Annotated in this window: 9 protein-coding genes; all 9 read right to left on the bottom strand. The window is 34.1% G+C overall.

What is annotated here, in order from left to right; genetic code table 11:
* Window positions 1–2: 2 nt before the first annotated feature.
* The 9 genes from CLOST_RS14345 to pfkA all read right to left on the bottom strand — a co-directional run bounded on the left by CLOST_RS14345 (window position 3) and on the right by pfkA (window position 12,033).
* Entirely contained in the window at window positions 3–2,738 is a 2,736-nt protein-coding gene (locus CLOST_RS14345) for a DNA-directed RNA polymerase subunit alpha C-terminal domain-containing protein (protein ID WP_013361852.1), read from the bottom strand.
* A gap of 237 nt (window positions 2,739–2,975) precedes the next feature.
* Complete coding sequence (locus CLOST_RS08325) at window positions 2,976–3,269, bottom strand: hypothetical protein (protein ID WP_013361853.1); 294 nt, start codon at window positions 3,267–3,269, stop codon at window positions 2,976–2,978.
* Window positions 3,270–3,523: 254 nt separating this feature from the next.
* Entirely contained in the window at window positions 3,524–3,694 is a 171-nt protein-coding gene (locus CLOST_RS13905; protein ID WP_013361855.1) for a hypothetical protein, read from the bottom strand.
* A gap of 259 nt (window positions 3,695–3,953) precedes the next feature.
* On the bottom strand, window positions 3,954–5,330 hold the full coding sequence (rlmD, locus tag CLOST_RS08330) for a 23S rRNA (uracil(1939)-C(5))-methyltransferase RlmD (RefSeq protein ID WP_041487161.1): 1,377 nt from the start codon (window positions 5,328–5,330) through the stop codon (window positions 3,954–3,956).
* Window positions 5,331–5,397: 67 nt separating this feature from the next.
* Complete coding sequence (locus CLOST_RS08335; RefSeq protein ID WP_013361857.1) at window positions 5,398–6,090, bottom strand: hypothetical protein; 693 nt, start codon at window positions 6,088–6,090, stop codon at window positions 5,398–5,400.
* 310 nt (window positions 6,091–6,400) lie between these two features.
* Window positions 6,401–7,984 carry a sodium:neurotransmitter symporter family protein gene (locus CLOST_RS08340; protein WP_013361858.1) on the bottom strand — a complete coding sequence of 528 codons (1,584 nt, stop codon included), beginning with the start codon at window positions 7,982–7,984 and terminating at the stop codon, window positions 6,401–6,403.
* A gap of 204 nt (window positions 7,985–8,188) precedes the next feature.
* Window positions 8,189–9,193, bottom strand: a complete 1,005-nt coding sequence (locus tag CLOST_RS08345; RefSeq protein WP_013361859.1) for an aldo/keto reductase — start codon at window positions 9,191–9,193, stop codon at window positions 8,189–8,191.
* Between the two features lie 106 nt (window positions 9,194–9,299).
* Entirely contained in the window at window positions 9,300–11,051 is a 1,752-nt protein-coding gene (gene pyk / locus CLOST_RS08350; protein ID WP_013361860.1) for a pyruvate kinase, read from the bottom strand.
* Window positions 11,052–11,073: 22 nt separating this feature from the next.
* Complete coding sequence (pfkA, locus tag CLOST_RS08355) at window positions 11,074–12,033, bottom strand: 6-phosphofructokinase (RefSeq protein ID WP_013361861.1); 960 nt, start codon at window positions 12,031–12,033, stop codon at window positions 11,074–11,076.
* Between the last annotated feature and the right edge of the window lie 84 nt (window positions 12,034–12,117).

Consider the following 12,117-nt stretch of genomic DNA (forward strand, 5'->3'; position numbering starts at 1 on the left):
CATTATACCACCTCATAATAAGTATCGTAATCAGCAAATATTTTTTCCGAAATCGGATCATAGTACATCGAGCTGTCTTTGACCGTTTGGATTAGTTTCCATGTGTTAATATTTATATTATATTGTTGCTTTAATATATCTTCCAAGTCTTTAACTTCAATTGATAATGTCTCTTGATTATAGACAATTGATTCTAAAAACTCTTCAAAACGAATCTCAAAATTACCAGCTATCATTACTTTGTTTCCACCAATTCGCTGGTATGAAAAGTTCTCTTTATTCTCAACAAGTAATGAAGTATAAAACCAATCTTCGAATCCTAAGTCATCTAATTCATGAGAAAAACCTTCATTCCTCAATGAAAACAGTGTGAAATATTTCCCTTCACCGACAAAGTTGATAACATCTTCACAATACTGCTGTAACGCTTCTTTTGTTATGCCAAACTCATTTAACTTTCTAAAATGAATATACTTATTCGGGGAAAATTCAATGATTTCATAGTCTGCCTTTAACTTATAAAGTTGTGCTGTATATGCAATTATTTCTTTCACTTTTGATGGAATTACTTCAACGTTCGTAACATCTTCTCTTGTAAGCAGTGTATTAAAATACTCTGTTGCAGAACTATACTTGTCCGCTACAGCATAGCTTGAGTAAACCTTGAATCCAATACTTTTTAGTGAAAATGGATTGAGTAAGTTTTTCTCCGAATGTGGAAATTCCTTTTCATATATGTCTCGTATTTCGCTAAGCAAATAAAAATCGTCATTAAGCTTGATATTAAGTTTATCAGCAATAATATTGGGTAATGCTGGAAAATCAATTTTGTAAAACCCATTGTAAAAGTACAGGTCAAAATTTGTCATATAATTTGCCAATACCGTATTTGCTGATACGCCATATTCTTTTTCATATTCAGTTGCGAAATCACTATTTGTAATCGGCGCCAATGAAATCAGTAGCTCGAGCACCTGGTTATCTCTGTTGGCTGTACCAAATTCAATATTTGGCATACGTTTGAATGTAATATTGGGGTACTCATCAATAGTACAGATTTTTTTAAGAAGGTTGTGAAGTTCATATTCATCTCTAATATCGTAAACCTTCATAAGTTCAGGATATAGCCTAAAAAACTTAAGTGTTGAAAATTCAATATCTTGATATTGCTTCAAACTCAGCATCTCAAAGAGTTCAACAAAATCATAGGACTTAATGTTATAATATCTAAATTTTTTACCATACTTCCAAAGAACCATATTACTTGCTGCAAGTCTATTTTCATATCCTCTATCCATTACAGAAAACCGAGGATCATCGTTTTTATTTATGTCCTGTAATATATCAAAATATATACAACTAAATTCCTCAAAAGTGAGATCATTCAAAGCTCGTGTTTTCAACACATGATTTGCGATTGATGACCGAGTACATGGCACATATTCATTGGCTATTTTTACATAGTTCTTGTAAATAGCTTTCTCACAGGATTTCTTATATGGAGCTGGTATAGTTTTATCATGCAAAATCTCTTCTATAGGTATTTTTGACGCCTTAGATTTATCATCAATGCCGTTATATCGTAAAGCCAAGTAATAATACGCATTACTATTATTAAATGCTATGATAAAATCTTCTTTAGATATATCATATCTTTTATAAATATCTGAGTATTTATCTTCATCAAATATCGCATTTATAACATTAAGTTTCTTGATTGCTTTAGCTTCAATTTGACGTATTCTTTCTCTCGTTACATTCATTTCAAGGCCAACATCTTCCAAAGTTTTCCCTTGAATGCGTTGTAAAAGAACGTTATATTCTCTTTCATTTAGATGCTCTTTTGCGCCCTCATGAAACTCATCATAGATTGCTATAAACTTATCGTCAAAAACCAAATCTATTTTTTTACTATCAAGTAAATCATTTAATGAGTCGTAAAGGTTATCTAGTGATTTTATGTACTCAGGCATATTGCTTAATAAACACTCTTCGTCACATCCATATGTATGTTCCTTTATTAAGCCAAGTATATATTGACCCATAAACGCATTAACATAAGTATCGTTGTATAACAACTTAATAAAACTCTTATCTAATAGTATATCTTCTATATCGTCAGCTTCTTTTTCCTGCATAAATGCGCTGTAAATTGCATCAAAAGATTCAAAGAAATCCTTTGGCTTAATGCTAACTAGGTCAGTAATTGAAGTAAAAAGTCTGTACTTGGCTTCTTCTTGCTCCGAATCCACTTCACAATTATCTTCTGAAAATAATTCCGGCTGAAAACTTGCACGTTTCTCTTCAATTTCCACAAGAGATTTTTGCCCCATATTTGGTATTGTTATTAACTCTTCTACTAACTTATCAACTAGCTGAGAATAATATTCGATTCCATCTGACTTCAAGCAATTGTAAGCACGTACACTTAGACATAACTTCTCAATTTCTACATCAAGATATTTTTGGCCATCATTCCCAATAAAATTTTTTTTAGGGACGACTTGAGTATCTTTGATTTCACAATAAATTCCAGTTTTATATGCACTTAATTCATCAATAACTCCTGTTATTTCTTCAATACTTTTAGCACCCAATTGACGAATACCGCTGATATCGTCTTTTGTGCAGCTAAGTAAGTCACCAATACTACAGATTCCTACTCTCATCAAAGCATTGTATGATCTTGCTGAAAATTTCAAAACACTGATTGAATCTAAATGATGATGAGTATTCATATAACCCGTTCTCCCCTTACAAGTTTATAAATGAAAAATTTGGTTCAGATTTACTATGTCTTTGTTCAATATTAGTTCTATTATACAATAATCATTGTACAATAAACCTCCCACTGAATGATTCATTTGAAATATTAATGCACCGTAGAATTCGTAAAATGCACTGACATTTTAATTGTACCCTTGAAAAGTTTAATTCACAAGAAAATTGTTAATTTTTTTACCATTTATCCCATTTTACAACATTCCAAACTCCGCCCGCATTACTTCTTCTTCAGCATGCCAGAGCTCTTCCATTTCTTCTTTGGTTTCCACAGGAAAGTCTTTAGTTTCTGCCTCACCCATCTTTATTCGAGCTAGATGTGGTATGATTTTGCGACACAAATCTTGATCCGGACAGTTCATCAGGAACTCGCCAAATACAGATTCACAGATGAAGTAATCACACATATCTGTCATAATAATCTTCTCCGCGTCAAATTCATGTTTCTCAATAAAAATAGCTATGTTCTCCGTTGTCATCAGAAACATAAAATCTGTAGCATGCCCTGATCACCTTTAAAGTAAACACAGGCATATCCGAGATTTCCATCTTCTATTAATTCGTATAATTCTTGTTCTAGCTCTTGGAGCTCTGATCCGTACATAAATAGTTTTGACATTTCTTTTGTCCTCTCTTTCTCTTTTTGGGGTATAAAAAAACAGCAAGTCTATTGATCAACTGTTTTGATCTTAAACTTGTTGTATGGTTTCACTTTTATTAAATTCACTTGATGTTATGCTGGTTAAGGTAACCTTATTCCTTTTGTTGATAAATACATTTTAATCGAAGCAAATATTATAGGTGATCCAGCAGTGATTCCCGCTACTGCTGCATCTCCACCTTTGTCTTTTACATACTCCCACAGTGGATGAGTTGAATCTATTTGAGCCTGAACTCCTGAAACTAAATTCATTGTATTAGTCAAATCAAGATTAAGATTACCCGGTAATTTTATAACCCGAAAATCAATTAGTCATCATTATTTTGTTCTCCTTTCTCAACTTTTCGCAAATTGATCTCTTATCTATAATGTGACTCTGAACAACTCATTTTCGTCCAAATTTAAAATATCATCTATATTTTGCCCCATTTTCAGGCCTCAAAAAACGTCATTTTCGGCCCCGTTTTTCGCCTCTAAACCAGTCAAAACCACAACATATCGCGGTTAACCCCTACTTTTTCTCCTTCGAACCATAATACGTCATCAGAATTATCGCTTCCACGTGCATAGTGTGACTAAACATATCAACAGGATAAGCCACATCCATCTCATACCCTAGCTTTGAAAGTCTTTCTACATCTCTTGCTAGGGTAGATGGATTGCATGAAATATATACTATTTTTTTAGGATTCATTTTTGCTATAGTATCTAAAACTATTTCTTCGCAGCCTTTTCTTGGTGGATCTACAACTACTACATCGGCTGTGATTCCTCTGCTATAGAGTTCCGGTACTACTTCCTCGGCTTTTCCTGCGTAAAAGCTAGCATTTTCTATATTATTTCTTTTAGCGTTTTTCTTTGCATTTTCTATAGCTTCTTTTACTATCTCTATACCATATACATGTTTAGCTTTTTTTGCTAGAAATAAAGATATGGTACCTATACCACAATAAATATCATAAACTACGTCTTCACTTGATATATCTGCTAGCTCTAGGGCTTTATTATAGAGCACCTTTGTTTGTATAGGATTTACCTGATAAAACGATAATGGTGATATTTCAAAAACTAAATCATCAATTGTATCTTCTATTATCCCATCACCATATAAAATTTTGTTTTCTCTTCCAAGAATAACATTTGTTCTGTTTGGGTTTATATTTTGAACCAAAGTTCTAAGCCCTAGAAGTTTTGCCTCTAGCATCTCTACTAGAGCATCTATTTTAGGCAGCTTAGTTTCTTTAGTTACTAGTATTACCATTATTTCATGTGTATGAAAGCCTACTTTTGTAACTACGTGTCTTAGGTTTCCTTTATGTGTTTTTTCATCATATAAGGAAATTTTGTATTTTTCTATGTACTGTCTTATTATGTCCAAAATAACATCATTAACTGTGTCTTGAACATAGCAAGTAGTCAGAGGTATAATCTCGTGAGACATTTTTTTGAAAAAACCCATGACAGGTTTTCCTTTTTTATCTATTCCTACTGGAAACTGAGCTTTGTTTCTATAGTTGTATGGATTGTCCATTCCTATAGTATCCATTACATTTGGATTTTCCACTTTTCCTATACGGCTTAGGTTTTGTACTACTATGTCTTTTTTTATTTCTAGCTGTTTACTGTAGTTTAGCTGCATTATCTGACATCCACCACAGCTATGGGCAATAGGGCATACTGGTTTTACTCTATCTGCAGATGAAGACAATATTTTTTTAAGGTCAGCAACTGCGTAATTCTTTTTAGATTTTACTACCTTCCCTAATACTATATCTCCCACAAGTCCACCTTCTACAAATACAGTAAAGCCATCTACTTTTCCTATTCCTTCTCCCGAGTGACCTAAATCAACTATTTCTATTTCATATTCTTTTCCTAGCTTTAACATAATCTTCTCCTTAATGACATATATAAAGCCGAAAGCAAGGCTTTCGGCCATATTATTCAATATTTAACTATACAAAAAGATGCTTTGCTTTATAACCTTTATATGCCATAACTATACTACTTATTACAAGTATCACACCAAGAATAGGTGGAACTACTGTAAGTGCTGTAGCAAAGCCTTGGCTTCTTCCAGTTTGAGTCATATTATTAGCTATAGCAGTAGCCATGTTTCCCATGACATATAGTCCATTTTTTGCCCATACGGTCCCTGTCATGAATCCAATAGGAGCAACTGATAGACTCATATAAAATCCATTAACGCTTCTAGCTTTTAATCCTCTTGAACCTAAGAATATAGGAACAAAGAAAAGTGCTGGCAGTACAAATCCAAACCACTGTGGAGAGAGTACTAGAAATAAGATTGATGTAAATAAAAACCATCTTTGGTATACATTTACCCAGCCTACTTCATTTCTTAAATCCCCAAGAGCTGCATTAAGATATCTGATGTAGTATTCCACTTGATCTTTAACTTCTTTTGCATTGGCAGTGGCTGAAAATTTATTATTTAGTTCTTTTCCTTTTTTAACTAAAGAATTATAAACCTCTAATAAATTATCTGGTACCTCAAGTTTTTTGTATTCATTTTTAATATTTTCCAACAGATTATAGAATTTATCTTTTTTATTACCTAATTGAGGGTATTTTTGAATCCTATTCTGAAGTGAATCAATTACAATTACGATGTCTTTCGTACTCACAAAACTCCCCCTTGCATAAATTTATTCTTAACTTATAATACCATATGAAATAATTATTGACTATTTTATTATATTTTTTTAAGTATAATCTGCTTAAAATAAATATTATAAATCACTATCTCTAAGTAAGTATATAATCAAAGGCTCTCGCAATGCGAAAGCCTTTGAAAAATCATAAATTAGATTTCTTACTTTTTCTTTTTTTCTGCATTTAGTATTGCTCTTAGGCTAATTCCAGCAACAGTAAATACTATAGCCCAAGTTGTTAATAAAAATCCTAAAGCTGCACCTGTCATGTAATCGCCTCCTATTATACTCTAATACTTACAACGTTTTCTTCAATTTCCTTACCATATTTATTCTTGATTGATTTGTAAGACTGCATAGCTCCAGCTGCAACAACAATTAAGATAACTAATCTTGCTGCGTTAACCCAAGGAATAAGAACCGGAGTACCTGCTACAAAGTCAGGAACAAATTTAAAGTATCCAGCTTTGATATAGTCTAGTGTCGAGAAAACTAAAACTATTACTAATGCTGCTGGAGTAAGTCCTCTCATGAATACAGTGTAGAACCACTTAGGCATTTGCCAGATTCCACCTTTGTTGATTTCTGTAAGAGCTTTTTCTCCCATAAGGAATGCAACAACTATAATTTCTATTAGTCCTAGAACTAGAAGAAGGTATGAACCTACCCAGTTATCTATTTCTGTGAAATAAGCTAGGTCAGCAGTCTTGTTGATAATTTGCTCTAGACCAACTGGTAATCCTACTACAACATAAGCCGCAAATATTATCCAAGCTGCAGTTTTTCTTGGAATTCCTAAGTCTTCCTCAACTAGAGCTGTTAGATAGTTGTACATTGCGATAGCTGATGTAAATCCAGCGAAGAATAGTAGTAAGAACCATAATCCTCCAAAGAACTGACCTCCAGCCATAGTTCTAAATACGTTAGGAAGTGCTATAAATGATAATCCAACTCCTGCTCCTATACCATCTGGTCCAAGGAAAGCATAAGCTATAGGAATAACTATAGATCCACCAAGAACGATTTCCGCAAACTCATTTAATGAAATTGTAGCTATAGAAGAAACAACAACATCATCATCTGGTTTTAAGTATGAAGCATAGTTACAAATAATACCCATACCAATTGACAATGTAAAGAATATCTGTCCTGCTGCTGCAAGAGCTGATCTCCAAGTAAGTGTACTAAAATCTGGATTCCAGATAAAGTTTAGACCTTTTAGTGAGCTCCACTCAGGGTTAACTGGAGAACCAATAGTAAGAGATCTAATAGCTAGTACTATACCAAATACATAAAGTACTGGCATCATTAACTTCGCCCAAGCCTCGATACCTTTTTCTACTCCACGCATAACTGCAAATGATAAACCAACAAGTGCAATTATCCAGAAAGTAAATACCATTTTAGGATCCTGGATATAACCTACAAAGAAATCTGCTGTAGATTGGCTTTGATCCATGTATGCACCAGTAAATGATGATACCGCAAATCCTAGTGTCCATCCGATAAGATGGTTGTAATATGAATTAACAAGTAATGTAACTGCAAATGCTAGACCTCCAGCAATTGCTCCAAGTATAAGTGCTGTTTTTGGCTTTGCGCCTTCTCTTGCTTGTAAGTACACCATAGGTCCAAGTGTACCGTGTCCGTATTTACCACCATATCTACCTAGGTTCCACTCACTAAGCATTAGCGGAAGTCCAAGGATAATAAGTGCTGCAAAGTATGGAAGCATAAATGCTCCACCACCATTGCTTGCTGCTTGATAAGGGAATCTCCAGAAGTTACCTAATCCTACAGCATTACCTGCCATGGCAAGAATAAGTCCTATTTTGGATCCCCAACTGCCTCTTGTGTTTTCTGCCATTATTCCATTCCTCCTTTTTATTGAATATTCTGTATACTCTGAAATATATCATAGTATATCCCCTATTATAATACCTTTATAAAATCTAATCAATTAATTTTTTGATAATTCTAAAGGTTCTTAATAATAAATATTAATCAGATATATAAGTTTTCTTGTATATTCATAATTTAAAGGCAAATGAGAAAAATGAAATTTGTTTGTTTATAATTTGTCAAATTCAGTAGATACCCTAACCATCATTTCAGATATCGATAATCCATATGGACATCTAGGCTCACATTCTTTACAGTGTATACAATCTGATGCATTTTTATCAGATGAATTGTATCTATCTACTGCCCAAGTTTCCAAATCATATCTTCTAAGATAGCCTTCAAGAAGAAATTGCATAGGTATATTTATTCCTACTGTGCACGGCATGCAGTAACCACATCTTCTACAGAATTTATCTCCCATATTTTCCTTTAAGTATTTGATATCTGCTAGCTCTTTCTCTGTTAGAGGAGAATCATCTTCGACAGCGCTTTGGTTTACTTTTATTTCTTTTTCGTCTGCCATACCAGGAATAAGTACATCTAAGAAGTCGAGCTTTGTTAAGTATCTAAGCGCTAGTCTTGCGTCCTCTAACGCTCCTCCAGCTAGTGGCTTCATAACAATAGTTCCCATACCCTTAGCTTTGGCTTTTCTAAATACTTCTTCTCCTTGATTTTCAACTATATTAAAAGGAAATTGAACTGTTGCAAATTCATCTGTATCTATTGCCCTGTCAAGCACACTCACGCTGTGACTAGTAATTCCTATTTCTTTTATTAAGCCTTGCTCCTTCGCCTCTTTGAGTGCTCTTAATGCTCCATTTTCAGAAAATACAAGCTCATAATCAGCTTCTCCTAGATTATGAATTTGGTATAAATCTATATAGCTTCTTTTTAATCTATCTAATGAGCCCAAGATATCTTTTTTCATTGCTTCATATGTTCTTGCCATGCTCTTGGTTGCAAGGTAAAAGCTATGAGGATTTTCTTTCAATGCTTCTCCTATGTATTCTTCGCTTACTGTGTATCCTACTGCTGTATCAATGAAATTAATTCCAGATTTTTTAGCTTGATTTATTATTTGTTTGCACTCTGAAATATCTACTCTTTGTATTGGAATTCCACCAAATCCCAGTTTATTTATCGTCATATGTGTTTTGCCCAATCTAAACATTCTATTTGCCCCCTTTTATTAGTCTTAATTATATTATACAAAAAAACTGCCCATTGGACAGTTTTTTATAATACATATATTTTTCATCATAATAAAAACGATTTTTTTATAGCATTCTTACTTCGCCTTTATATACTAATCCGCTTTGAGCATCTATAGTTATAGTTTCATTATCTTCTATTATCTTTAGAGCATTTGTAGCAGATACTATTACAGGTATTCCTAGGCTCACTCCCACTACAGCAGCATGGCTAGTAAGACCGCCTTCTTCTGTAATAATTGCAGATGCCTTGTTTATTATATTCATCATATCTTTATCTGTGCTAGATGCTACTATAATATCACCTTGTTCTATTTCCATATTAGAATCAGTAATTAGTCTAGCTCTACCAGAAATATTTGTAGTTCCAACACCTACTCCTCTTATAAGTATTTCAGAAGCAATATGGACATTGATTAGGTTTGTTGTACCTGCTATTCCTACAGGAACACCAGCCGTTATTACTACAAGGTCTCCAGATGAGATATAATCCATGTCTAAAGCACTTTGAACTGATTTTTCGAATACATCATCTGTAGACATTCCTTTTTCAGTAAGTAGAGGATACACCCCCCAAACAAGACCCATTTGTCTCATAACCATTTCAGAGTTTGTTGCCGCAATTATTGGAGCGGATGGTCTATAGCTAGATACCATTCTAGCAGTGTAGCCAGAAGCTGTAGCTGATATAATTGCACTTGCTTTTAAATCAATTGCAGTCGTACAAGTCGCATGACTGATAGCGTTTGTGATGTTTAGCTGGCGTAGCTTAACTTTAGTTTTTAGTAATTCTTCATAATCTAAGGTTTGCTCTGCCCTTATAGCTATAGATGCCATAGTCTTAACAGATTCAAGTGGATACTTTCCAGCTGCTGTTTCTCCAGATAGCATGATAGCATCTGTACCATCAAATATTGCATTAGCAACATCTGTAACCTCTGCTCTTGTAGGTCTTGGGTTTCTTATCATTGAATCTAACATTTGTGTAGCTGTTATTACTGGCTTTCCAAGTATATTACATTTTTTGATTAACTCTTTTTGAACTATAGGAATGTCTTCAGTTGGGATTTCAACTCCCAAATCACCTCTTGCAACCATCAAGCCGTCAGAAACCTCTAATATTTCGTCTATGTTGTCTACGCCTTCTTGGTTTTCTATCTTTGAAATAATCTGTATGTTAGTAGCATTATGTTCTTCTAGTATTTCTCTTATAGCTAGCACGTCAGATGCTTTACGCACAAATGAAGCAGCAATAAAATCAATTCCTTGTTCAATACCAAATTCTATGTCTTTTTTATCTTTTGCTGTTATTGCAGGAAGATTTATTTTTACATTAGGTACGTTTACGCCTTTATTGTCTTTGATAGTGCCTGCATTTTGAACGATGCATAGTATCTCTTGTCCTTTGATTTCTTGTACCGCAAGACCTACTAGACCATCGTCTATAAGAATTTGGTTGCCAGGCTTTACATCGTTAACTAGTTCTTTATATGAAACTGTACACTTTGTTTCATCGCCTAAAACCTCTTCCATAGTAATGATGAAGTTTTGTCCTTCTACTAGATTTACTTCTGGAGATGAAAATTTACCTGTTCTAATTTCAGGGCCTTTAGTATCAAGCAGTATTGCAATTGGCAGCTTCATTTCATTTCTAGCTGCTTTTATGTTATCTATTCTCTTTCCATGCTCTTCATAATTACCGTGAGAGAAATTAAGTCTACATACATTTAGACCGCTTTTTATAAGCTCCTTAAGCGTATCTATGCTTTCACTAGCTGGTCCTATAGTGCATACTATTTTTGTTTTTTTATTGAACATACTATCACTCCTTTTATTTTTTCTATATAGAAAGTATCTGAGCTAGATTGTACATATCTAAATTAAATTGTCTTTTCATGCTAAGCGCTTCATGTATATCCAAATCTATAATGTCATTGTCTTTAATTCCTACAACTCTAGAAGATTTTCCATCTATTAGAAGCTGAACTGCCGCTCCTCCTAGCCTGCTTCCAAGTAGTCTGTCTGTAGCTGATGGTGTTCCACCTCTTTGTATATGTCCAAGTATGGTAGATCTCGCCTCTAGTCCAGTTCTTTCTTGTATCACGTGGCCTATTTCTGTAGCTGAGCCTACACCCTCTGCAACTAAAATTATACTTTGAGTTTTTCCTCTATTATTTGAGCTTATAAGCTTTTTGCATATTTCATCCAAATCATAAGGCATTTCTGGAACTAAAATTGCCTCAGCTCCACCTGCTAGTCCTGCGTATAATGCTATGTCCCCACAGTTTCTGCCCATCACTTCAATTATGCTCACTCTTTCATGCGAGGAGGTAGTATCTCTAAGCTTACTGATTGCATCTAGAGCAGTGTTTACAGCTGTATCAAAGCCTATAGTAAAATCTGTATATGCCAAGTCATTGTCAATCGTTCCTGGAATACCTATTGCAGGAAAGCCCTGTTCACTGAGTGCTTTAGCTCCCATAAATGAACCATCTCCACCGATTACTACTAAGCCGTCTATTTTAAATACATCTAAAACATTTAAAGCCTTTTTTTGACCTTCTTTTTCTTTAAATTCTAAAGATCTAGCTGAGCGAAGTATAGTACCTCCTCTATGGATAATATCGCCTACAGATGAAATTGACATTTCTTGTAGCTCGCCTTCCATGAGACCTTTATAGCCTCTTTGAACTCCGTATACCTTAATATCATGATAAATTGAGTATCTTACTACCGCTCTGATAGCAGCATTCATTCCAGGAGCATCTCCCCCACTTGTTAATACTGCAATTTTCTTCATTATACTATCCCTCCAAATCAAGGGAGCGTTTTTGTCCCTTATTGTCATTTTTCATCCCACTATATATAAAAATATATGGCAGGT

Source organism: Acetoanaerobium sticklandii (assembly GCF_000196455.1).
GTDB lineage: Bacteria > Bacillota > Clostridia > Peptostreptococcales > Filifactoraceae > Acetoanaerobium > Acetoanaerobium sticklandii.